Source organism: Lysinibacillus sp. UBA5990 (assembly GCF_002429815.1).
Classification (GTDB): Bacteria; Bacillota; Bacilli; order Bacillales_A; family Planococcaceae; genus Lysinibacillus; species Lysinibacillus fusiformis.
The window spans coordinates 103,561-126,580 of record NZ_DJAY01000015.1 but is presented as its reverse complement, the minus strand read 5'-3'; the positions used below and the strand labels follow the sequence as shown (position 1 = coordinate 126,580).

22 protein-coding genes are annotated in these 23,020 nt (G+C 38.8%); all 22 read right to left on the bottom strand.

Translation table 11 applies throughout. From position 1 onward, the window contains the following. Nucleotides 1-12 precede the first annotated feature (12 nt). Complete coding sequence (gene topA, locus B3D94_RS13090) at nt 13-2,091, bottom strand: type I DNA topoisomerase (RefSeq protein ID WP_069480343.1); 2,079 nt, start codon at nt 2,089-2,091, stop codon at nt 13-15. 91 nt (nt 2,092-2,182) lie between these two features. After that, on the bottom strand, nt 2,183-3,079 hold the full coding sequence (gene dprA, locus B3D94_RS13085; protein ID WP_291757633.1) for a DNA-processing protein DprA: 897 nt from the start codon (nt 3,077-3,079) through the stop codon (nt 2,183-2,185). 168 nt (nt 3,080-3,247) lie between these two features. Next, entirely contained in the window at nt 3,248-4,150 is a 903-nt protein-coding gene (gene sucD, locus B3D94_RS13080) for a succinate--CoA ligase subunit alpha (RefSeq protein WP_069480341.1), read from the bottom strand. 17 nt (nt 4,151-4,167) lie between these two features. Continuing rightward, on the bottom strand, nt 4,168-5,328 hold the full coding sequence (gene sucC, locus B3D94_RS13075; RefSeq protein WP_025113922.1) for an ADP-forming succinate--CoA ligase subunit beta: 1,161 nt from the start codon (nt 5,326-5,328) through the stop codon (nt 4,168-4,170). 161 nt (nt 5,329-5,489) lie between these two features. Beyond that, the gene (locus B3D94_RS13070; protein WP_069480340.1) at nt 5,490-5,792 is read right to left on the bottom strand and encodes an EscU/YscU/HrcU family type III secretion system export apparatus switch protein; all 303 of its coding nucleotides are present in this window, start codon (nt 5,790-5,792) and stop codon (nt 5,490-5,492) included. After that, the gene (locus B3D94_RS13065) at nt 5,789-7,678 is read right to left on the bottom strand and encodes a hypothetical protein (RefSeq protein WP_291757628.1); all 1,890 of its coding nucleotides are present in this window, start codon (nt 7,676-7,678) and stop codon (nt 5,789-5,791) included. The genes B3D94_RS13070 and B3D94_RS13065 overlap by 4 nt, the downstream gene beginning before the upstream one ends. Nucleotides 7,679-7,727: 49 nt before the next feature. After that, complete coding sequence (locus B3D94_RS13060; protein WP_291757626.1) at nt 7,728-8,489, bottom strand: ribonuclease HII; 762 nt, start codon at nt 8,487-8,489, stop codon at nt 7,728-7,730. A gap of 154 nt (nt 8,490-8,643) precedes the next feature. Continuing rightward, on the bottom strand, nt 8,644-9,516 hold the full coding sequence (ylqF, locus tag B3D94_RS13055) for a ribosome biogenesis GTPase YlqF (protein ID WP_036123953.1): 873 nt from the start codon (nt 9,514-9,516) through the stop codon (nt 8,644-8,646). 57 nt (nt 9,517-9,573) lie between these two features. After that, nucleotides 9,574-10,137, bottom strand: coding sequence for a signal peptidase I (gene lepB, locus B3D94_RS13050; protein WP_012293246.1), 564 nt, complete (start codon nt 10,135-10,137; stop codon nt 9,574-9,576). A 105-nt stretch (nt 10,138-10,242) separates the two neighbouring features. Then, a complete protein-coding gene (gene rplS, locus B3D94_RS13045; protein WP_069480337.1) occupies nt 10,243-10,587 on the bottom strand; it encodes a 50S ribosomal protein L19 in 345 nt (114 codons plus the stop codon). A gap of 116 nt (nt 10,588-10,703) precedes the next feature. Beyond that, nucleotides 10,704-11,441 (bottom strand): tRNA (guanosine(37)-N1)-methyltransferase TrmD, encoded by a 738-nt coding sequence (trmD, locus tag B3D94_RS13040; RefSeq protein ID WP_291760540.1) that lies wholly within the window; start codon nt 11,439-11,441, stop codon nt 10,704-10,706. Beyond that, nucleotides 11,441-11,956 carry a ribosome maturation factor RimM gene (rimM, locus tag B3D94_RS13035; RefSeq protein ID WP_069480336.1) on the bottom strand — a complete coding sequence of 172 codons (516 nt, stop codon included), beginning with the start codon at nt 11,954-11,956 and terminating at the stop codon, nt 11,441-11,443. The genes trmD and rimM overlap by 1 nt, the downstream gene beginning before the upstream one ends. Nucleotides 11,957-12,328: 372 nt before the next feature. Then, entirely contained in the window at nt 12,329-12,562 is a 234-nt protein-coding gene (locus tag B3D94_RS13030) for a KH domain-containing protein (RefSeq protein ID WP_004269410.1), read from the bottom strand. A gap of 15 nt (nt 12,563-12,577) precedes the next feature. Next, nucleotides 12,578-12,850: a 30S ribosomal protein S16 gene (gene rpsP, locus B3D94_RS13025; RefSeq protein WP_004269411.1), complete on the bottom strand. Its 273-nt coding sequence runs from the start codon at nt 12,848-12,850 to the stop codon at nt 12,578-12,580. A 94-nt stretch (nt 12,851-12,944) separates the two neighbouring features. After that, nucleotides 12,945-14,303 carry a signal recognition particle protein gene (gene ffh / locus B3D94_RS13020; protein ID WP_069480335.1) on the bottom strand — a complete coding sequence of 453 codons (1,359 nt, stop codon included), beginning with the start codon at nt 14,301-14,303 and terminating at the stop codon, nt 12,945-12,947. Between the two features lie 12 nt (nt 14,304-14,315). Continuing rightward, on the bottom strand, nt 14,316-14,651 hold the full coding sequence (locus tag B3D94_RS13015) for a putative DNA-binding protein (protein WP_012293242.1): 336 nt from the start codon (nt 14,649-14,651) through the stop codon (nt 14,316-14,318). Nucleotides 14,652-14,992: 341 nt separating this feature from the next. Continuing rightward, nucleotides 14,993-16,273: a signal recognition particle-docking protein FtsY gene (gene ftsY / locus B3D94_RS13010; RefSeq protein WP_069480334.1), complete on the bottom strand. Its 1,281-nt coding sequence runs from the start codon at nt 16,271-16,273 to the stop codon at nt 14,993-14,995. A gap of 2 nt (nt 16,274-16,275) precedes the next feature. Beyond that, on the bottom strand, nt 16,276-19,851 hold the full coding sequence (gene smc / locus B3D94_RS13005; protein ID WP_291757609.1) for a chromosome segregation protein SMC: 3,576 nt from the start codon (nt 19,849-19,851) through the stop codon (nt 16,276-16,278). 3 nt (nt 19,852-19,854) lie between these two features. Next, complete coding sequence (gene rnc, locus B3D94_RS13000; RefSeq protein WP_069480332.1) at nt 19,855-20,619, bottom strand: ribonuclease III; 765 nt, start codon at nt 20,617-20,619, stop codon at nt 19,855-19,857. 397 nt (nt 20,620-21,016) lie between these two features. Further along, nucleotides 21,017-21,253 carry an acyl carrier protein gene (gene acpP, locus B3D94_RS12995; RefSeq protein WP_008181678.1) on the bottom strand — a complete coding sequence of 79 codons (237 nt, stop codon included), beginning with the start codon at nt 21,251-21,253 and terminating at the stop codon, nt 21,017-21,019. Nucleotides 21,254-21,311: 58 nt separating this feature from the next. Then, nucleotides 21,312-22,058, bottom strand: coding sequence for a 3-oxoacyl-[acyl-carrier-protein] reductase (gene fabG / locus B3D94_RS12990; RefSeq protein ID WP_193831162.1), 747 nt, complete (start codon nt 22,056-22,058; stop codon nt 21,312-21,314). Beyond that, complete coding sequence (fabD, locus tag B3D94_RS12985) at nt 22,051-23,004, bottom strand: ACP S-malonyltransferase (protein WP_291757605.1); 954 nt, start codon at nt 23,002-23,004, stop codon at nt 22,051-22,053. Before fabD ends, fabG begins: the two co-directional genes overlap by 8 nt. Nucleotides 23,005-23,020: the final 16 nt, after the last annotated feature.

Sequence of the window (23,020 nt, the reverse complement as noted above, 5' to 3'; positions counted from 1 at the left end):
ACCATCTTCCTATCATTGTGTTGGTGCTTCTTCATAGTCACATTTTGTACATTGAATTTGGACACCTTTTTTAATCTTTTTCTCTACTAATAATGCACTACATTTCGGACACGGTCTACTAATTGGTTTGTCCCAAGATACAAATTCACATTCCGGATATTGATTACATCCGTAGAATAGACGCTTCGTTTTACTTTTACGCTCCACAATTTCGCCTGTTTCACACGATGGACATTTTACACCAATAGGTTTCATAATAGCTTTTGTATTTCTGCAATCTGGGAAATTTGAGCAAGCCATAAATTTACCATATCTACCTAGCTTATAGACCATTGGTGACCCGCAAAGCTCACAATCTTCTCCAGCTGGCTCATCTTTTATTACTACTTTTTCCATAGCCTCATCTGCATATTTAACATGGACTTCAAAGTCTTTATAAAACTCTTCCACAATATTCTTCCACTGACGACTACCTTCTTCAATATCATCTAAATCTTGTTCCATTTGTGCAGTGAATTCGATATTTATGATATCAGGGAAAAATTCTAGTACGAGTTGGTGTACGATTTCGCCTAGCTCTGTTGGCATAAAGCGTTTTGCATCTAACACAACATAGCCACGGCGCTGAATTGTATCGAGGGTCGGTGCATATGTGGACGGGCGACCTATACCTAATTCTTCCATCGTTTTAACAAGTCGCGCCTCTGAATAGCGTGGTGGTGGCTGTGTAAAATGCTGCTTAGGTTCAATTTCAAGCGATTTTACTTGATCACCAATTTCCATCTCAGGTAAAAGCTTTGTCGTTTCCTCCGTTTGATCGTCGGTACCTTCGATATAAAGCTTCATAAATCCTGCAAATTTAACTTGTGAGCCGTTCGCACGGAATAAAACATCTCCATTTTGAAGATCTACCGCCACAGTATCAAGTATAGCCGGGGCCATTTGACTTGCAATAAAGCGCTCCCAAATCAAGCGATATAAACGCAACTGATCACGACTAAGTACTGCCTTTAATTCCTCTGGTGTTCTCATCGTACTTGTTGGACGAATTGCCTCATGGGCGTCCTGCGCATTTGAAGCTTTTTTCGTCGGCTTTATTTCTGTTGCAATATACTCTTTTCCATACTTTGACTCGATGAAAGCAATTGCTTCTGTTTTTGCCGTTTCAGAAATACGTGTGGAATCGGTACGCATATAAGTGATTAACCCGACTGTTCCCTCTTTTTTACCAATATCAATACCTTCATATAATTGCTGTGCAAGCATCATCGTCTTCTTTGCTCGGAAATTTAATTTTCGCGCTGCTTCTTGTTGTAACGAAGATGTTGTAAAGGCTGGTGCAGCATTTCGTTTACGCTCTTTTTTAGAAACATTAACAACATTAAAGTCTGTCCCTTTGACACCTTTTAAAATGGTCTTTACTTGTTCCTCATTTGTTAGCTTAATTTTCTCTTTGCCATTTCCATAGTAAAGTGCATCAAACGACTTTTTCCCTTTTTCAAAAGTACCTTCAATCGTCCAATATTCTTCTGGTTGGAAGTTTTTAATTTCATTTTCGCGATCAATAATCATACGCAGCGCTACAGATTGTACACGACCTGCTGATAAACCCTTCTTCACCTTTTTCCAAAGAATTGGGCTGATGTTATAACCAACAAGTCTATCTAATATACGTCTTGTTTGCTGTGCATCTACTAAATCCATGTTAATAGGACGTGGGTTTTTAAAAGACTCAATAATCGCATCTTTCGTAATTTCGTTAAATACAACTCGACAATCCGAGTTTATATCGATATTTAATGCAGTCGCAAGGTGCCAAGCAATCGCTTCTCCCTCGCGGTCTGGATCGGCTGCTAGATAAACTTTCTTAACCTTTTTAGCCGCAGATTTTAATTCCTGTAAAACAGGTCCTTTACCACGAATCGTTATATATTTAGGTTCAAAGTTATTTTCAGCACTCACACCCATTTGGCTACGTGGAAGATCTCGTACGTGTCCAACTGATGCTTTCACCTTATATTTTTTTCCCAAATAACGTTCAATTGTTTTTGCTTTTGCTGGTGATTCTACAATCACTAAATAATCCGCCATCTATGTCTCCCCCTTAGCGAGGTCTTTTACTAAATTTTTAAGTTACCTGTTGCAAAATGTATAACAGATTTTAAGATAATGCAACTTTTTTTCAATTTTTGTTAGAAAACAGGTCCAGTGTTTCAACGATTTGATGACCATTCATTACTGGAATCGCTCCATCCACAAGTAATTGATTGGTCCCCCTGGACTGTGTTGCATCAATAGGTCCTGGTACTACAAATACATCCTTCCCCTGCTCTAATGCAAGCTCTGTTGTAATAAGCGTACCACTTTTTAACGCTGCTTCTGTAACAACTAACGCTTGAGCTAAACCACTAATGATTCGATTACGCATCGGGAAATGCCATTTTTCGGGCTTCATATAGGGAGGATACTCAGTTATTAATAACTGTTGATTTGCCATTTCCTTCGCCAATATTTGGTTTTCTCTTGGATAGAGATAATTAAAACCATGCCCAAGCACAGCCATTGTGTGCCCACCCATATCGATTGTTGCCCTATGTGCCATTGTATCAGCGCCTCTAGCTAGCCCACTTACGACCGTATACCCACATTGAACAAGTGATGGGACAATTAGGTCTAATGCTCTTTTCGAATACGCTGTAGCCTTCCTAGAGCCTATAATAGCTATCTGTTTCTTGTTTGTTAACAGGGAATACTGACCTTTCACATACAATACAGTAGGAGGACTGGATATTTCAAATAATTGCGCCGGGAAATAGGGATGATAAAAAGGGATGGGGAAAATATCAGCCCGTGCATAAGCTTCTTCAAACGGGATTGTCATAATTTGTCGAAAGCTTTGAGAAATTTGCAATGCTTTATGTGGCGATATTTGTAAAACATTTGCTATTTCATCATAATGAGCTTCTTCAAAAGTGTTTAGAACGTTCACTGGGGACAATAATCGTTGAAGTTTTTGAAGAGGTAAAGGATATACATAATGCAAAGCTAGTAATCTCTGTGTATCTACTGCAAGGATCATTCTACAAACCTCCTTTATAATAGAAGAAAGTAAATGACCGCAAGATGATTTGAACACAACTTCGTGATGTAATTTCCAGTACAGTAAATAGGAATTTGTTTAATGAAGGAAGATAAACAGTCTATAAATAAGGAAAAGATGTAGCCACTATGTGCTACATCTTCCATTTTAATGGGTTTTACACTTTTCGTATAGCCCTTTTTCTTTAATTACTTTAATCAATGTTTCACCAATAACAGATGGTGTTTCTGCTACTTCAATGCCTGCCGCATTCATAGCTTTAATTTTCTCAGCAGCTGTTCCTTTACCGCCAGAAATGATAGCACCAGCATGCCCCATACGTTTTCCTGGAGGTGCAGTTTGTCCACCAATAAAGCCAACGACAGGTTTCGTCATATTCGCTTGAATCCATGCAGCTGCTTCTTCCTCAGCTGTACCACCGATTTCACCAATCATAACTACTGCATAAGTTTCTGGGTCATTATTAAACGCTTCAAGAACATCGATGAAATTAGTACCATTTACAGGGTCTCCACCGATCCCAACAGCTGTTGTTTGACCAATACCAGCTTGTGTTAATTGATGCACTGCTTCATAAGTTAATGTACCAGAACGAGATACAACTCCTACATGGCCTTTTGTATGGATATAACCAGGCATGATACCGATTTTACATTCATCAGCTGTAATAACACCTGGACAGTTTGGACCTACAAGGCGAGTCTTTTTGCCTTCCATGTAACGTTTAACCTTCACCATATCAAGAACAGGAATATGTTCTGTAATACAAATTGTTAATTCTAATTCAGAATCAACAGCTTCTAAGATTGCATCTGCTGCAAATGGAGCAGGAACATAGATAACTGAAGTTGTCGCGCCTGTTGCAGCTACAGCTTCTGCCACTGTATTGAAAACAGGAACACCTTCGATTTCAAGTCCACCTTTACCTGGTGTTACACCTGCTACGATTTTAGTACCATACTCAAGCATTTGCTTCGTATGGAAAAGAGCTGTTTCGCCCGTAATCCCTTGTACAATTACCTTCGTATCTTTGTTAATAAATACAGCCATTGTTCTCCCTGCCTTCCTTAGCCTACTAGTCCCACAATTTTTTGTGCACCGTCAGCCATTGAATCCGCTGCAACGATGTTTAAACCAGATGCATTTAAAATTTCTTTTCCAAGTTCTACATTTGTACCCTCTAAACGTACAACTAATGGCACAGCTAAACCGATTTCTTTTGCAGCTGTCACAACGCCTTCAGCGATAATGTTACATTTCATGATTCCGCCAAAAATGTTTACAAAAATGCCTTTTACGTGTGGATCAGAAAGGATAATTTTGAAAGCTTCTGTTACTTTTTCAGCTGTTGCACCGCCCCCTACATCAAGGAAGTTGGCCGGGCTACCGCCGTAGTAGCTAATTGTGTCCATAGTCGCCATAGCAAGACCAGCACCATTAACCATACAGCCAATGTTACCATCTAAAGAAATATAGCTTAAATCATATTTTGACGCTTCAATTTCTTTTGGATCTTCTTCATCGAAATCGCGTAATTCGACAATATCTTTATGTCGGTATAATGCATTCGCATCAAAATTGAACTTAGCATCTAGTGCCACTACTTCGCCTTGTCCAGTAACAACAAGTGGATTAATTTCAACAATTGATGCATCTTTGTCGATAAATGCTTGATATAAACCTAACATTAATTTAACAGCTTTCCCTACAAGGTTTGCTGGAATATTCATATTAAACGCCATACGACGTGCTTGGAAACTTGTTAATCCAACAACTGGATCAACTACTTCTTTGAAGATTTTTTCCGGATTTGTTTCCGCTACTTCTTCAATATCCATACCGCCTTCTTCAGATCCCATCATTGTAACGCGGGAAGTTGCACGGTCTAAAACTAAACTTAAATAGTATTCTTTTTGGATATCAGAACCTTCTTCAATGTACAAGCGTTTTACTTCTTTTCCCTCTGGACCTGTTTGATGAGTCACTAAAATTTTCCCTAATAATTCTTTTGCGTACGTACGTACCTCGTCAAGGTTTTTAGCGATTTTTACACCACCTGCTTTACCGCGTCCACCTGCATGAATTTGCGCCTTGACTACAGTTACATTAGAGCCAAGTTCCTTCGCTACTTTCACTGCTTCATCAGGGGAAAAAGCAACTTTTCCGTTTGGTACAGCTACACCATATTTTCTCAGAATCTCTTTCCCTTGATATTCATGGATATTCATAATACATCCTCCCATCAAACATTTGCATAAAATTGTTTTACTAACATAGTCTATTCTAACGAAACATTCTGATAAAGTCTACACTTTGTCTTTTGTTCGAATTTTCTCTATTATTATGACGCATTCTTCTATTTTGTGTACTAAAACAGCTCGTAAAATAATCAGAATACTTCATTTTTTCTATATTTTCGCTCATGTTCTTGATCTAAACGATAAATAAAAGCAAAGACCTCTGCCACAGCCTGATATAATTCCTCAGGGATAGACTCATTTAAATCTAATTGACCAAGCAACTGCACAAGGTTAGGATCCTCATAAATCGGCACATTATGCTCACTTGCTTTTGCCAAAATGTTCTCGGCAATTTTCCCTTTTCCCTTTGCTACAACAGTCGGACTATCGAATTGACCGAGTTTATAAGTTAGCGCAATTGCCTCTTTACGGGTAAATTTTTCTTCGCTCATACGCGGATATCCACCCCACTCTGTTCCTCTTGCTGTTCTACTACAGGACTATTTTTGACCGCCTGCCCCTTGTCAAATTGTTTCATAAAAATGCCTGATAGTTGATAATTTTTTTCTGCCAGCCCTATTTTCAATGCTGCTTTTAGTGGTTCTGCAAGCGATTGAATCTCCAGATGTTCATTAAAGACCGTTACTGTAACTACTCGATTTTGAACCTGCATATCAATAACCGTTTCTTGCATGGATGCCATTTGTAAATAAAATAATACCCTCGCATAGTTGGCATCAATTTTACCATCATCCTTCATGCGACCATTCCATTGCAATGTAGCATCCATTCTCTTACCGAAAAATTCAAGCGGAACTTGCATAATCAATTGATGTTGGTGTCCATTTTCGCCTGATGATAGCTGCATCCCATTCATTCGTGTCATTAGCATTTCTGCCGCTTCCTTCAATTGCGGTGTCATATTAGTTTCCTGCAATAATGTATGAAGCTGCGGTTTTAATTGATGTGCAATCATTTGTAAATCCGCTGATTTGTTTCCGAGTGTCGCCTCATAGCTAATCCCTAAATTTTTTAATACTGTTTTCATCGCATGCTCCATTGCCTTACTATCCATCGAATTTTGTACAAGAGCGTCTGCTTGTGTCACTATTTGTTGAATGAAGGGCTGTGAAGAAGCGATGCTATTTTTTACAAGATTACGCATAAAGGCTTCATTTTGTAAGGGAGAAGCTACCTCTGGCTTCAATAAGGACAATAGATGATCTTTTACTGCCAGTCCTTTTATATCCTGTGTAAATAAATGATTGGACGTATTTTGAGAAAAAGCTTTTAATAATTGATCTTGCATCTGTTTAGCAAAAATATCTACTGTTTGCTTTGTGACAGGTAATTGATTAAAACGATCAATCAACTGATTAATCTGTTGCTTTTGATCATTTGTTAAAAATTGTTGATTTGTTGTCCAAGATTTAAGCTGTTCGATCAGTTGAGCGGCATTTTCAGGCTTCGTTGTTAGGATAGACTGAACGACTTGACCCGCTTGCTGCATTTGCTGAGAAGCTTTTCCCTCATTCATACTTGACCAATTTTGCAATGTTGCCTGATTCGGAATTATCCCCGACTCCTTTAAGATCGACAAGGCTTGCATTTTTTCACTAGTTGTAGCAGCATTATTTGTTAAACTTTCTAGAACTTTTGCAAGAACCACGCTACCCGTTTCTACTTCAAATGGCTTTGCAATTGCTTGTAATTGTTGCATTAGATTTTGTTTAAGCTGTTCAGGCAAGGCTGTATCTTTTGCTAGAAGCTGTGCAAAGTTTTCCATAATAGCCGCCATACCAGAAGTCTTTTGTCCACTCATTAGAGCTTGAAACACTTCATTAGTCATGGGCATTTTAAGCTCTATCATTTTTTGAATCGTTTGCAAAGCATCTATTCTAGATATACCCTCTGGTAATGCCTTTAACCACATTTCAGCTTGTAAAAGTTGATCTTTTGAAATCGGTAGCTCTGCCTTCATAAAATGTCCTAATAATTGCTGCATCTCTGCAGATTTAGGTAAATTCATAGACTCTAATAGCTGATTAATTTGTTGGCTTGGTGAAGTGGTTGGCGTCATTGGCCCTGACACCACTTTCAATTCTGCTTGTGGATCCGTTCCTGTTACCTGAAAAAAATGGACATCTCCAGCTTTTAATGGGACTTCAAGTTTAGCTATAAATTTTTGATTTCCTACTTGTATCTCTGCCATTTGATCAGGGTATAATTTCTTAATCGTTCCATGAAATACTTGTCCCTGTTTTAAAGCCAGCGGTTGATTATTTGCAGTTATTGGGTTTTGTTGCATTTGTATCGGATTAAATGATGTGGCTGTCATATATATACTCCTTTCATCAATTACTCCTTCAGTAATTGGTGCTAACGTATTATTCAAACATGGATTTAATCGGTTCGAACGATTTACGATGGTGAATCGTTGGTCCGTATTCTTCTAGTGCTTTTAAATGCTGCTTTGTACCGTAGCCTGCATGTTGTGCAAAACCATACATTGGAAAATCTTTATCTAATTGTTCCATGTAATCATCTCGGGCTGTTTTAGCTAGAATGGAGGCTGCTGCTATTGCTAAGCTTTTGGCATCCCCTTTAATGATGGAATCCTGAGGTATAGCTATAGGTAATGTCATGGCATCTACTAAAACGTAATCAGGTTTTCTCGATAACGATTCCACACTTGCCTTCATAGATTGTTTGGTCGCCTCATAAATATTAAGTTCGTCTATTTGTTGAGCCGGTTGGAAGTGAATAAAATAGCTAATGGCATGTTCTTTAATTAAAGTAGCAAAGGCATTTCGTTTATCCTTCGATAATTGCTTAGAATCATTCAAACCAACAAGAGCCTCACTATTTGTTGGCAAAATTACAGCTGCTGTAACGACTGGCCCCGCTAGAGGACCACGCCCCGCTTCATCTACACCTGCAATTAATACATCTATTCCCCCATAGCTTAAATCAAATGCCACTTTTGCTTGATGTTCCTGAAGTAATTGGTGCTTTTTTTCTTGTTTCTTTTGCCAAGAAAGCCAAGCCTTTTGGACACCTATTCGTTCATCTTCTGCAATACCAGACATCCACTCTTGCCATTCTTCCGCATCTTTTAATGCAACTGTAATTTCTTTAATACTTCTCATTTCTTACTCCTTCTTGCCTCTACTTATTAAACCTATATCAATACCAGTAATTATGTAGCTTCATATTTTTCCTCTATATAATTATTATCGGTAAGAAATTTCATTCCTAAAAGAAAAACTGCCACAAAGAAGGTGTGACAGTTTCCAAGACTTTTTATTGTTCTGATTCTTTTTCTAATTGTTCATCAACAAAATCAAATGTTAATTTGCCTAATTGTAAGCCTCGAATATCTCGAACGATTAGTTGAGCTACTTGATCATAATCAATTTCTCCACCTGCGCCAAACACGCGCCGAAGTTTTCCAATATGGTCAAACGTTTCAACCAAATCTTCATGGACCAACTCAAAGCCGTAACGCTCCTCCATACGCTTTGGATAATGAACTGATAGGAAACGTAAGCCGTATACTGCTAAGTCTTCCATGTTTGTAATGGTGTCTTTAATAGCTCCTGTTAAAGCTAATTTAAAGCCCACTTCTTGATCTTCGAATTTTGGCCATAGAATCCCTGGTGTATCTAATAGCTCAAGTTCTTTCCCGACCTTAATCCATTGCTGTGCTTTTGTTACACCCGGTGTATTTCCCGTTTTAGCAATATTTTTTTTTGCCAAGCGATTAATCAGTGTTGATTTCCCAACATTTGGTATTCCAACAATCATTGCACGAATAGCTCTAGGCTTCATCCCTTTTGCTTTCATGCGATCAAACTTTTCTTTTAATATTTCCTGTGCTGCCTTCGTTACTTGTTGTAAGCCTTTACCCTCAAGTGAGTTAATGGCTACTGCTTTATGACCACGCTGCGCAAAATAATCTACCCATTTGCGCGTTTCTTGCTCGTCTGCCATATCTGCCTTATTCAAAATTAAAAGACGAGGTTTTTGATTGATGACTTCGTCGATCATTGGATTACGAGACGATAAAGGTAAACGTGCGTCTATTAACTCAAATATAATATCAACAAGCTTTAATTTTTCTGTTACTTCACGTCGGGCCTTTGCCATATGCCCGGGAAACCATTGAATTGTCACTGCTGTGCCTCCTAAACTAAAAGAAAAAGGGAGTTCATGAACGCTCCCTTTCTTGCATTACTTTACAATTTTTATGTCATTAAACGGCCAGAAAATCAAACTTGTGTTGCCAATGATTTCCTTTTGATCTACAAGACCAATATGTCGACTGTCTTTACTATTTCGACGATTATCCCCCATCACAAAAACATACCCTTTTGGAATCTCATCTAAAGAAACATCGATGTCTTTTAAGGTAAAGTCTTCTGTTAATGTTCCCCCTGTGATTTGAGCTTTATAAGCATCTAAATAGGGCTCATCAATTGGCTCACCATTGATATATAATTGATCGTCTTTATATTCCAGTGAATCTCCTGGCAATCCAATTACACGTTTAATGTAATTTTTTTGTTCAGGCGCATGAAATACAACAATATCAAAGCGTTTTGGTTCACCTATTTTATAACCAATTTTATTCACAATCATGCGGTCGCCATCTTCAAGGGTTGGCATCATGGACTCACCATCAACTGCAATTGGTGTAAATAAAAAATATCGTATGATTGCAGCAATCGCAAATGCAATTAATAGCGCTTTTGTCCATTCCCATAATTCATTCTTTTCTTTCACCTGTTTTTCCATTGAGAAATGCCCCCTTGTCTAACACTATTTTAGTTGATAGGGAATTAAGATGACAAGCAAAAAGAAAAGGAGCTTGCGTACAAGCCCCTCACTTTTAAGTCATAATTATCGAATTTCTTTAATACGAGCAGCTTTACCACGTAGGTTACGTAGGTAGTAAAGTTTAGCACGACGTACTTTACCACGACGTATAACTTCTAAGTTAGCGATTTTTGGTGTGTGTACAGGGAATGTACGCTCAACACCTACACCGTAAGAAATTTTACGAACTGTGAAAGTTTCGCTAATACCGCCACCACGACGTTTAATTACTACACCTTCGAAAAGCTGGATACGTTCACGAGTACCCTCTACTACTTTCACGTGTACCTTAACAGTATCACCAGGACGGAAAGCAGGTAGATCAGTGCGAAGTTGAGATTTTGTAATTTCTGTAATAATGTTTGACATTGTTTTCTCTCCTTAGACAGATGCTCTTGCACGCAATCTATGCCACAGCGGAACACCGTAATTCAGTACTTCACATAGAAGTACAGATTAAATGTTATCATAAATATACTAGGCAATCAAGCATCTTGTTGTTTGTTTTTAAGTTTTTCTAAATACAATTTTTGCTTGTCAGTTAAAGGATATTGATCGAGTAAATCAGGACGACGTTCAAAGGTTCTTTTCAACGATTGTTCCTCACGCCATTGCTCAATTTTTGCGTGATTGCCCGATAATAAAACATCTGGCACCTTCATTCCTCGAAATTCTGCCGGTCGAGTATAATGAGGATGCTCTAAGAGACCAGTTGAAAAGGAATCTTGTATATGTGAATCTTCTTGCCCTAATACACCTGGTAATAGGCGTACAACACTATCGATAACCGTCATTGCTCCTAGTTCTCCACCTGTTAAAACGAAATCTCCTATAGAAATTTCATCTGTTACAAGGTGTTGGCGTATACGTTCATCATAGCCTTCATAGTGACCACATAAAAAGACTAATTCCTTCTCTTGTGATAATTCTTCTGCTTTTTTTTGGGTAAATCGTTCTCCCTGAGGGCACATTAAAATGATGCGTGGTTGTTTTCCTGCACTGATTGCCTCTACAGCGCTAAACATCGGCTCAGGCTTTAAAACCATGCCTGCTCCTCCACCATATGGATAGTCGTCAACTTGATTGTGCTTATTTCCCGAAAATGTACGGATGTCCGTTACCTCCAGCTTGACCGCATTTTTTTCTTGAGCTTTCTTTAAAATAGAAGCTCCAAAAACACCAGAGAACATATCAGGAAAAAGGCTCAGCACATGGATATTCATCATAATAAACCTTCCATTACGTGAATGACAACTTTCTTTTCATCCACATCAATTTCTTTCACGATATCTTCTATATAAGGGATATAATGCTCTTTCTTCGAGCCTTTAACCACCCATACATCATTAGCACCTGTTTGTAGAATATCGTTCACAACACCTATTGTTTCGCCTTCTTCAGAAACAACTGTACAACCTATAATCTCATGGAAAAAGAATTCATTTTCTTCAAGGAGATTGTCAGTCATTTGATCTTTTGTCACTTTTAACAAACCTTCTTTAAATGGCTCGACCAAATTGATGTTATTCATACCTTCAAATGTTAATAAAATAAAGTTTTTATGACGACGCACAGATTGAATCGTTACCCAAGTTGGTTTTTTATCGTCCTTTTTAAAGGCAGCAAGCTTATTCCCTACCGCAAAACGTTCTTTTTCAAAGTCTGTTGTCGATAATATACGCACCTCTCCTCGAATACCGTGTGTATTGACAATTCGACCTACATTAAACCATTCCATTCAACTATCACCTCATTAAAAACGTACTACTCTCTCCCATTGCATTTATTCTCTTACTCTTCTCGTAATAATAAGCAAATTCACTTTGGAAGAATGTAGGTTCACCTAAGACAATCAATTGTCTCGTCCATATTAATATAATCAATTGTCTATAGCTATAATCTTTGTTAAAGCTATATGCCCTGTTTGTCCAAAATAAAAAGAACAACCCTAGGTGAAATAAAGAAAAAAGGAAGGAACCTACAAGCTCCCTCCTTCTTAGTCCAGACATTACGCTTCATGCTAAAGGCCACTTCGAATTCCTAAGCGACATGTAAACACACCTATCAGGACTCAATTGTACTCGTTGCAAGAGCGCGAAAATCTTTTCTATTAATCCAATATATCGACGTAGGTCTTCTTTTGATGGTGACTACCTGCCGCTGAATAAACAATTGTACGAATCGCTTTCGCTACTCGCCCTTGCTTGCCTATGACTTTCCCTCGATCCTCTGGATGAACAAAAAGTTTATAAACAATTCGATTTGCATTTTCATCCGTCTCAATACGAACTTCTTCTGGATAATCGACTAACGGTAAAACGATTGCTTCAATCAGCTGCTTCAAAGACGTCGCCCCCGATTATTTACTGAATTTTTGGTTATGGAATTTTTCCATGATACCTTGTTCTGAGAACAGGTTACGTACTGTATCTGATGGTTTTGCACCGTCAGCTAACCATTTAAGAGCTTTCTCTTCATCAATGTTTACAGTAGCTGGTTGAGTTAGTGGGTTGTAAGTACCAACTGTTTCGATTTGACGGCCGTCACGTGGTGAACGAGCGTCTGCAACTACGATACGATAGAAAGGAGATTTTTTAGCTCCCATACGTTTTAAGCGAATTTTAACTGCCATTTTAATAGCACCTCCGAATAAGTTTCACACAAGATAGTATATTATCAATGTTTAGGTTGTTTGTAAAGTGTTTTTTCTTAACACCTAAAAATTATTATTTAAACAATGAATCAAAGCCTGGTAATTTCATTTTTTTCTTGCCCTTACCACTAGCCATTCCAGTCATTTGCTTCATCATTTTTTTCATTTCATCAAATTGCTTAATCAGACGATTCACCTCTTGAATAGAAGTCCCTGAACCTTTAGCAATACGCTTTTTACGGCTACCATTAATCAATTCAGGATTCGTCTTTTCTGCAGGCGTCATCGAGTAAATAATAGCCTCTACACGTCCCATTTGCTTATCGTCAACTTTGACATTATCTAAGCCTTTGATTTTGTTTGCGCCAGGGAGCATCTTTAAAATTTCATCTAGAGGTCCCATTTTTTTAACTTGCTGCAATTGCTCCACGAAATCATCAAATGTAAAGGTTTGAGTCTTGAATTTTTCTTCTAACTCTTTGGCTTTTGCTTCATCTACATTGGCTTGGGCCTTTTCGATCAGAGATAGAACGTCTCCCATACCTAAAATACGAGACGCCATACGTTCAGGATGGAAAGGTTCTAGCGCATCCATTTTCTCGCCCATACCGACAAACTTAATTGGTTTCTGCGTTACAGAACGAATAGATAATGCCGCACCACCACGAGTATCACCATCAAGTTTCGTTAACACAACCCCTGTAATACCAATAGCCTCATTAAAGCTTTCTGCTACGTTTACAGCATCTTGACCTGTCATTGCATCAACAACAAGGAAGACCTCATCTGGCTCTTTTAATGCGCGAATATCTTTTAATTCTTGCATCAAATCCTCATCGATATGCAAACGACCGGCCGTATCGATAATTACGACATCATGGTGCTCTTCTTTTGCCTTTTCAATTGCCTGACGTGCAATCTCTACAGGGGAAATATCAGTGCCTAACGAAAAAACTGGTAATGAAAGTTGTTTACCTAATGTTTCTAATTGTTGAACAGCTGCTGGACGATAAACGTCGGCTGCCACTAACAATGGTTTACGATTATATTTTTTCCGTAGAACATTTGCCAATTTACCTGAAGTTGTCGTTTTCCCTGCCCCTTGGAGGCCGACCATCATAATAACAGTTGGAGGCTTCGTATTAAATTTAATTGGGCTTTGCTCGCCACCCATTAATTCTGTTAATTCGTCTTGTACAATTTTAATAACTTGTTGACCTGGTGTTAAGCTTTGCATAACATCGACGCCAACAGCGCGTTCACTAACCTTTTTTACAAATTCCTTGACTACTTTTAAGTTAACATCCGCCTCAATTAAAGCAAATCGGACTTCACGCATCATTTCTTTGACGTCTTGCTCCGATACTTTCCCTTTGCCCTTAATTTTCTGGATCGTTCCTTGGAGTCGTTCCGCTAATCCTTCAAAAGCCATTGCTTTCGCCTCCTAATCCCATTCTTTCAGCTGTTCGATAAGCGCTAACTGCTCTTCAGCCGTCATACTTTGTTCTGTTATCCCCATAGTTAGCTGTGAAAGCATTTGGGTACGTTGTTGAAATTTTTCAAGTAAACATAATTTTTCTTCATATTCCTCAAGCATTGCTTCTGTTCGACGAATATTATCGTAGACAGCTTGGCGTGATACACCATACGATTCAGCGATTTCACCTAGTGAGTGATCGTCCAAATAGTATAGTTCCATATAACTTCTTTGCTTATCTGTTAATAATGCTTGATAAAAGTCGAAGAGAAAGTTCATGCGTGTTGTTTTTTCAAGTAGCATCGAATGTTTCTCCTCCCGCTATTTAGTCATTTGTATCATAACGAAAAGCGCCCGTCTGTGTCAAGGTAATCTCCTTGTCTAAAAGCCTAATTTACTTACTTTTGGGCATTTCTTGCCTGTAGCTTGTATGACACTTTCCAACAAGTCAATTCAACTTATCACAGTCGAGCGTTTCTAATCCATTACACTCAGTGGATTGGTATCACATTTCTTGATATTAAGCATGGAGAGGCTAACCTAAAATGAAAGATCTATAAAAAACAAAACAAACATTCATCCCCTCCGATACATGAAGGAGATGAATGCTAAATCAAGATAAAATGACACTGCCAATTTCACTGTTATTCTTCATTATTTTGTAATTCTTTATCTAAACCGTCAGCAAATAATCCATAGACATATCGCTCTGCATCAAATGGCTGTAAATCGTCCATTTTCTCTCCAAGACCTACAAATTTCACAGGAATGTGTAATTTGTTACGGATTGCAAGCACAATACCGCCCTTAGCTGTACCGTCCAGCTTTGTTAAAACGATACCTGTCACATTCGTTACTTCTTTAAATGTTTGTGCTTGAACAAGGGCATTTTGACCAGTTGTAGCATCTAACGCTAATAACACTTCATGTGGAGCACTTGGGATTTCACGGGAAATGACACGATGTACTTTTTCAAGCTCGTTCATTAAATTCACTTTATTTTGTAAGCGACCAGCTGTATCACAAATTAACACATCTGCTTTTCTGTTTTTCGCAGCACGAATTGCATCATACATAACTGCTGCTGGATCAGAGCCCTCAGATTGTTTAATAACCTCACAGCCTACACGATCTCCCCATACTTGTAATTGATCAATAGCACCTGCACGGAATGTATCGCCCGCAGCTAAAACGACTGTTTTGCCTTGAGATTTTAGACGACGAGCAAGTTTACCAATTGTCGTTGTTTTCCCTACACCATTCACCCCAACAAATAGAATGACTGTCAGTTCACCATCAGGTTGCATATTTAATTCAATTAAATCCTCTTCACCTTGCTCATAAATTTCTACAAGCTTTTCAGAAATTAAAGTTTGGATACCATTTGTATCTTTTATGTTTTTACGTTGTACTTCGAAACGTAATTTATCCATAAGTTCCATGACTGTTTCAAAACCAACATCGGCCTGTAATAAAAGATCCTCTAATTCCTCAAAGAAATCCTCATCCACTTTACGATAACGCGCAACAAGGTCGTTGACTTTCGATGTAAAGGAATTACGTGTTTTTTCAAGACCGGCTTTAAATTTTTGCGTAATTGACCAAGCAGAAGGTTTTTTCTCCTCAGTTGGTTGTTCCCCAATAACTTGTACCTCTAGCTGCTCTTCTTCCTCAATTGGAGAAAGCTCTAGATCCTTTGTACCTTCGATGTCCGTCGATTGTTCGGATTCTTTAGTATCTTCAATTGGTGAGGATTGCTCAAATTGCTCAGAAGGTTCTTCAACAACAGTCTCAGTAGTGGCAGGTTCACTGCCTTCTTCTAATTCCTGTGGATGAGAATCTAAATCATGTTCAACGGCTTCTAGTTTTTCTTCGTCCGCTGGATTTCCCATCAATTTATCTTTTATACGTTTAAAAAAGCTCATCCTTATTTGCTCCTTTGCTCCGCAAGTACGGGTTCGTCTTCTAATTTTACTGATACAAGTTTCGATACGCCTGACTCCTGCATTGTTATACCATACAGGACATCCGCTCCCTCCATCGTTCCTTTACGATGTGTAATGACAATGAATTGTGTTTCACCACTAAACTTCTTTAAATATTGGCTGTATCGCACAACATTTGCTTCATCTAGTGCCGCCTCCACTTCATCGAGAATACAGAAAGGAACAGGTCTTATATTTAAGATGGAGAATAATAAAGCAATCGCCGTTAGCGCACGTTCACCACCAGAAAGCAAACTTAAGTTTTGTAATTTTTTCCCTGGAGGCTGAGCAACAATGTCAATGCCAGTTTCTAGTAAATTTTCCGGATCAATCAGCACTAAATCGGCTTGCCCTCCACCAAACAATTCACGGAAAACACGTCTAAATTGTTCGCGGATCGCATAGAATGTTTCGCTAAAACGCATTGTCATTTCTTCATCCATTTCTTTAATGGCTTCGTGCAATGTTTCTTGCGCCGCAAGTAAATCCTCTCGCTGTTCAGTTAAGAAAGTATGTCGTTCAAGCACTCTATCATATTCTTCAATCGCGCTTAAATTAACAGGTCCTAGCTCTTCAATTGATTTTTTAAGCAGTTTAACACGTCGACGTACAAATTCCTCATCTTCTATAGCTTGTGCTTCTTCTTCTGCTTCTTCAAATGTTAACTGATAATTCTCCTCGAGCTGAGCTGTGAAATTGTCCATTTCAAATTCGACACGATTTCGTTTCAATTCATTTGCACGTATCGCTTCAAGATACCCTTTATGGATACGTTGTAATTCCTTCAGCTGAACCTCTAACGAAGAAAGTTCATCCTGTTGCCCTACTTTTTCCTCTTTTTTCTGAGAAATTGCCTCTTGTAGCGCATCTCTTCTGGTCTTCCATGACAACACCTGTTCATCGACCTCTTCATCACTTAAATAATTTGTCGATTCATCAGATTGAAGCCACGATATTTCCTGAGAAATATTTTCGACTTTTTGTTGAGCTTTGTTTAATTGTAGGGCTAAGTCAGCTGTAGCTATTTGAACTTGTGACATTTGTTCTTGCATAACAGCTAATTGTGAGCGTTTTTCTGCCAATTGCTCACGTAATACATCTTTCTCTGTCTCACTTTGTAGCTTAACCTTACTTAATTGCTCAACAGTTTCATTGATTTCGATTAATTCTCCTGCAAGCGCACTTAAACGTTCCTCTGCTTCTTGCTTTTGAGCCAATAATGATTCTTCTCGTGTTTTAACATCCTGTGTTTCAGTCGAAGCAAAGGTTACTCTAGCCGATAAGCTTTTTTCTACAGCCTCTAGCTCACGTAAACGACCTGCCTGCTGCATCTCATCTTTTCGTAATTGGTCCCCTTCAAGCTTCAATAGCTCTACTTGATCTCGAAGTGTTGCTAGCTTTTCTTTTTCCGTTGCAACAGCCTGTTCTGCACCATAAATAGAAGCTTGCAATGACTCTAGCTTAAGAATTAAACCATCTAATTCCGCTTTTCTTGTAAAGAGTGAAGATTGCTGTTTCAGGGCACCACCTGTTAACGAGCCCCCAGCATTAACAATATCCCCATCAAGTGTAACCACTCGATAACGGAACCCACATAATCTAGCAATTTGACTTGCACCTTCAAGATTTGCTGCCACAATGACATTGCCTAGAAGATTTTCAACAATCGTTCGATTATCTTCATTAAAAGTCACTAATGCATCCGCCATTCGAATAAATGCTGGGTGCTCAGTTGCTAATTGGATAGTGGCTAAATTAATTTTACGTGATTTCATTACCGTTTTTGGTAAAAAAGTAGCACGCCCAGCTCGCTTTTGCTTCAGCCAATGAATAGCCTGTTGAGCATGGCGTTCATTAGTTGTGACAATATGCTGAGAGGCAGCTCCTAAAGCCGTTTCTATTGCTTGTGAGTATTTCCCCTCAACCTGAATTAATTCAGCTACAGCACCCTCAATACCTTGTAATTCACCTTTATCTCGTGCTAGCAGTACTTCTTTAACCCCTTGGAAAAACCCTGAAAAGTCAGCTTCAAGCTCCGCTAACGTATCTTTTCTAGCTTTTAGTTGCTGCTGATGCTGATAAGCCTTATATAGCATATCTTGCTTTTCAGTAAAGGTAGAATTAACATTTTTCAACTGTATTTGTAAAGCTTCATATTGTTCTAGCTTTTTTTGTAAGTCATTTGTTGTTGAAGTATGTGCAGCTATTAGATGTTCTTTTTCAGCAACAATTTGCATAAGCTCTTGCCCAATTTCATCAGTTTGGTCGGACATTCGTGTTGCCATAGCTTTTTGTTGAGCCAACTGCTGATCGATATTTTTCAACTCATTTTTGATGGTCGCTTCTTCATTCAACGAATCGATATATCGGTTTTTTTGCTCCTCAATTTCTTGTTCGATTTCCGTTACGGAGCGATTTAAAGATTGCTCTAACTGTTTAATGCTTTGTTTTAGCACCGACACGGCTTGTTGTTTTTCAGAGAATACGTCTTTTTTCTCCTGCTCCTGCATAAACAGTGCCTCTACTTCTGCTTTGGCCTCTTGTAATGACGTATTCAGCTGCTGTAATTGATTGGACGCATTTTGACGCTTTTCAGCCATTAGCGCCTTTCGTCCATCCCAACGTTCTACCTCCATTGTTGCATTGACTAGGTCAGCTTGAGAAACATCCAAATATTCATCAAGTTCTTTTAATAGCTTGCGAATATTAGTTGTCTGTTTATCGAAAGTAGCAATATCTTGAGCTTGCTTTTGCTCTATCTCAGATAGGTTTGTGTACTCTTCTTTAAGCGCACGCAAAGACTGTGCACAATTTTTAAAATCATGCACAAGAATGGCAATATCAAAATCTTTTAGCTCAGTAGACATTTGTACATAGTCTCTTGCACTAGATGCTTGCATTTCAAGCGGTCCAAGTCGACTGTCTAATTCATGGAGAATATCTAATACACGATATAAATTCTCATCTGTCTCAACAAGCTTATGCTCTGCTTTTTTCTTTCTTATTTTATACTTTAATACGCCAGCTGCCTCTTCAAAAATCGAACGACGGTCATCAGGTCGGCTATTTAAAATTTCATCGACACGACCTTGTGAAATTATAGAAAATGCCTCTTTTCCAAGCCCTGAATCCATAAACAAGTCCGTAATATCCTTCAGGCGACACTGCTGGTTATTTAATAAATATTCACTATCACCTGAACGGTATACGCGTCTTGTTACGCTTACTTCTGTATAGGAAAAAGCAAGTTGCTCGTCGGTATTATCTAATATTAGTGTTACCTCTGCAAAGTTGAGTGGCTTCCGAGAGTCACTCCCTGCAAAAATTACATCTTCCATCTTTGATCCACGTAACGACTTTGCCGATTGCTCACCAAGTACCCAACGTATTGCATCTGTGACATTACTTTTTCCACTGCCATTTGGTCCCACAACCGCTGTAACACCGGGTACAAAATCAATACCAATGCGCTCCGCAAATGATTTAAAGCCAATCACTTCTAGTCGTTTTAGGAACATCTATTAAGCCTCCTCTTTCGCAGCTTCTTCTCGCATCATACGCATCGCACATTGTGCAGCTTGCTGCTCGGCTTCTTTTTTCGATTTTCCCCGACCTATACCAAGCTCTTGTCCGTTCAGTAAGACGCTTGATACAAAGGTACGATTATGTGCAGGTCCTTTTTCATCAATGATTTCATAATGAAGAAGTCCATTATTCGTTTGCTGTACCATTTCTTGCAGTTGGCTTTTAAAATCCATCACATGCGAAAAAGCACCGACTTCTACTTTTGGGAACACGATACGTTCTAAAAATGACACGACCGTTTGTAAATCTTGATCTAAATATAGGGCACCTACAAATGACTCAAACACATCTGCAAGTAGTGCTGGGCGTTCCCGTCCACCTGTTAATTCTTCACCTTTTCCAAGTAAAACAAAGCGACCAAAGCCTAGTTCATTCGCGAAAATAACTAGAGATGGTTCACAAACAATGGATGCTCGTAACTTTGTTAACTCACCCTCACTCATACTTGGGTATTTCTCAAAAAGATATTTAGAAACAGACAGTTCAAGTACTGCGTCTCCTAAAAATTCAAGACGCTCATTATCCGTAAATAACTTACGGCGATGCTCATTCACATAAGATGAATGCGTGAATGCTTGATACAATAAATTTTTATTAATAAATGTGATATTTAATTCATGCTGTAACAGCTCGAATTGATTGCGTACTTTTTCAGGAAGTACGCCAGATTTCTGCATAGTTCCTTTTCTTTTCATAGCCATTGAACAAATCTGCCTTCCTAATAGTTTCTACCGTTTTAGTGTACCTTTTTCAAAGCGTTTATGCAAAAGTATTTCGGCGTAAACACAATATTTTGGAAAATTATTAGAATATTTATTTCTAAAATCAATTAAGCCTTGGCACATTTGCGTCCGAATCGATCTTCGGAATAAAAATCCACTGTAAAATTGAAACAAAAAAGGGACGTATATAGATCGTAAACTGATCTATTTCGTCCCCTTTGAACACATCTTGTCTATTAGATCTGCTTCATCTGTAAAAAAAAGCAGTAAACTATTTCTCCTTTATTCAACCAACCATAAATACCATTTGTATAATTACGATAACCATTACACCTATAAGGGTGATAAATTTCTGCTAAATAAAGTATAAACGAAATTAGTTTATTTTACTTTCGATGTATGAAATTGCAGAACCTACTGTTGAGATTTTTTCAGCATCTTCATCAGAAATTTCCATATCGAATTCGTCTTCAAGCTCCATTACAAGCTCAACTACGTCTAATGAGTCAGCACCTAAATCATCACGGAAAGAAGCTTCAAGTGTTACTTCGCTTTCTTCAACACCTAAACGGTCCACGATTACTTTTGTTACGCGTTCTAATACTGTAGACAAATGATTCACCTCCCCTCAAATGATTATACAAAAAATTAGCGCCTATGCCTAATTCAAATTACATGACCATACCACCGTCTATATGAAGTGTTTGTCCTGTCATATAGTTAGCATCATCAGATGCAAGGAAAACGACTGCCTTTGCAATATCTTCCGGTTGCCCTAGTTTCGCAAGTGGAATTTGTGTTAACATCCCTTGTTTAATATCTTCTGGTAACTGATCAGTCATTTCTGTTTCGATAAAGCCAGGTGCAATAGCGTTGACTAAAATATTACGTGACGCTAATTCCTTCGCAGTTGTTTTTGTTAACCCAATAACACCTGCTTTAGCTGCGACATAGTTTGCTTGACCCGCATTTCCAGCTACGCCAACAATCGATGAAATATTGATAATACGGCCGGCACGTTGCTTCATCATTTGGCGTGTTACCGCTTTGGTACATAGGAAAACCCCTTTAAGATTCGTATCTAATACATCATCCCATTCATCTTCCTTCATGCGCATAAGTAAATTATCTCTTGTAATACCAGCATTATTCACTAAAATATCAAGGGAGCCAAATGTTTTCACAGCTGTATCCATTAATGCTGTCACTTCTTCTGTTTGAGAGACGCTAGCTTGTACAGCAATTGCCTCGCCACCGCCTTCTTGAATCATAGCAACCACTTCTTCAGCTTTTGCTTGCGAACCACTATAGTTCACGACAACTTTTGCACCCTCGTCAGCAAGCTTTAATGCAATAGCACGACCAATCCCTCGTGAAGCTCCTGTTACAACAACTACTTTTCCATCAAGTTTACGCATTGATTGACCACTCCTTTGACGCTTCTAAAACCGCTTCTAATGATGCCTCATCATAAACACAATAGGCAGCAACAGAGCGATCGATTTTTTTCAAGAGACCACTTAATACTTTACCTGGGCCACATTCAATAAAGACATCCACACCTTGTGCAATCATTTCTCGCATAGAGGCCTCCCATTGAACTGCACTATAAACCTGTTCAACAAGCTCTTGTTGAATGGCTGGAACATCCGTTAACTCCTTCGCCATAACGTTCCCTACAACAAGGATTTGCGGAGTAGCTAAAGTAACATCCGCCAACGCCACTTTCAACTTCTCAGACGATGGTCGCATCAGCTCAGAATGGAATGGGCCACTTACAACTAATGGTATAGCACGCTTAGCCCCTGCTTCTTTTGCCGCGCTTGATGCCTTCTCAACACCCTCTTTTGTACCTGAAATAACAATTTGACCAGGACAATTAACATTGGCTACCTGCACAGGTTCCCCTGTTGCTGACACTTGCTTAGTTACTTCATTTAACGCTTCTAATTCCATGCCTAGAATGGCAGCCATAGCACCTTGTCCAGCAGGTACAGCTTCATTCATATATAGACCACGTTTATGCACAATCTTCACTGCATCTTCAAAGGACATGACACCCGCTATGACCAATGCACCGTATTCTCCAAGAGAGTGACCTGCTGCATAATGAGGTTGAATTCCTGCTGCACGTAGCTTTTCTGCTACCATTACACCAGTAGTAAGCAGAGCTGGCTGAGCATGATATGTTAATGTTAATTCCTCCGCTGGACCTTCTAACATAAGCTTAGATAGCTCCAAATCGAGAGCTTGGTCTGCACGATCATAGAAGTCTCTACTTTCCGCAGCATTTTCAACAAACTCTTGCCCCATTCCTACTACTTGCGAACCTTGTCCTGGAAAAATAAATGCTATTTTCGTCATTTGAATAGTCCCCTTT

Bases quoted from the DNA above. Each gene is read 5' to 3' on its own strand.
- topA (WP_069480343.1), bottom strand. From the start codon at position 2,091: ATGGCGGATTATTTAGTGATTGTAGAATCACCAGCAAAAGCAAAAACA.
- dprA (WP_291757633.1), bottom strand. From the start codon at position 3,079: ATGATCCTTGCAGTAGATACACAGAGATTACTAGCTTTGCATTATGTA.
- sucD (WP_069480341.1), bottom strand. From the start codon at position 4,150: ATGGCTGTATTTATTAACAAAGATACGAAGGTAATTGTACAAGGGATT.
- sucC (WP_025113922.1), bottom strand. From the start codon at position 5,328: ATGAATATCCATGAATATCAAGGGAAAGAGATTCTGAGAAAATATGGT.
- B3D94_RS13070 (WP_069480340.1), bottom strand. From the start codon at position 5,792: ATGAGCGAAGAAAAATTTACCCGTAAAGAGGCAATTGCGCTAACTTAT.
- B3D94_RS13065 (WP_291757628.1), bottom strand. From the start codon at position 7,678: ATGACAGCCACATCATTTAATCCGATACAAATGCAACAAAACCCAATA.
- B3D94_RS13060 (WP_291757626.1), bottom strand. From the start codon at position 8,489: ATGAGAAGTATTAAAGAAATTACAGTTGCATTAAAAGATGCGGAAGAA.
- lepB (WP_012293246.1), bottom strand. From the start codon at position 10,137: ATGGAAAAACAGGTGAAAGAAAAGAATGAATTATGGGAATGGACAAAA.
- rplS (WP_069480337.1), bottom strand. From the start codon at position 10,587: ATGTCAAACATTATTACAGAAATTACAAAATCTCAACTTCGCACTGAT.
- trmD (WP_291760540.1), bottom strand. From the start codon at position 11,441: ATGAATATCCATGTGCTGAGCCTTTTTCCTGATATGTTCTCTGGTGTT.
- rimM (WP_069480336.1), bottom strand. From the start codon at position 11,956: ATGGAATGGTTTAATGTAGGTCGAATTGTCAATACACACGGTATTCGA.
- rpsP (WP_004269411.1), bottom strand. From the start codon at position 12,850: ATGGCAGTTAAAATTCGCTTAAAACGTATGGGAGCTAAAAAATCTCCT.
- ffh (WP_069480335.1), bottom strand. From the start codon at position 14,303: ATGGCTTTTGAAGGATTAGCGGAACGACTCCAAGGAACGATCCAGAAA.
- B3D94_RS13015 (WP_012293242.1), bottom strand. From the start codon at position 14,651: ATGCTACTTGAAAAAACAACACGCATGAACTTTCTCTTCGACTTTTAT.
- ftsY (WP_069480334.1), bottom strand. From the start codon at position 16,273: ATGAGCTTTTTTAAACGTATAAAAGATAAATTGATGGGAAATCCAGCG.
- smc (WP_291757609.1), bottom strand. From the start codon at position 19,851: ATGTTCCTAAAACGACTAGAAGTGATTGGCTTTAAATCATTTGCGGAG.
- rnc (WP_069480332.1), bottom strand. From the start codon at position 20,619: ATGGCTATGAAAAGAAAAGGAACTATGCAGAAATCTGGCGTACTTCCT.
- fabG (WP_193831162.1), bottom strand. From the start codon at position 22,058: ATGCGTAAACTTGATGGAAAAGTAGTTGTTGTAACAGGAGCTTCACGA.
- fabD (WP_291757605.1), bottom strand. From the start codon at position 23,004: ATGACGAAAATAGCATTTATTTTTCCAGGACAAGGTTCGCAAGTAGTA.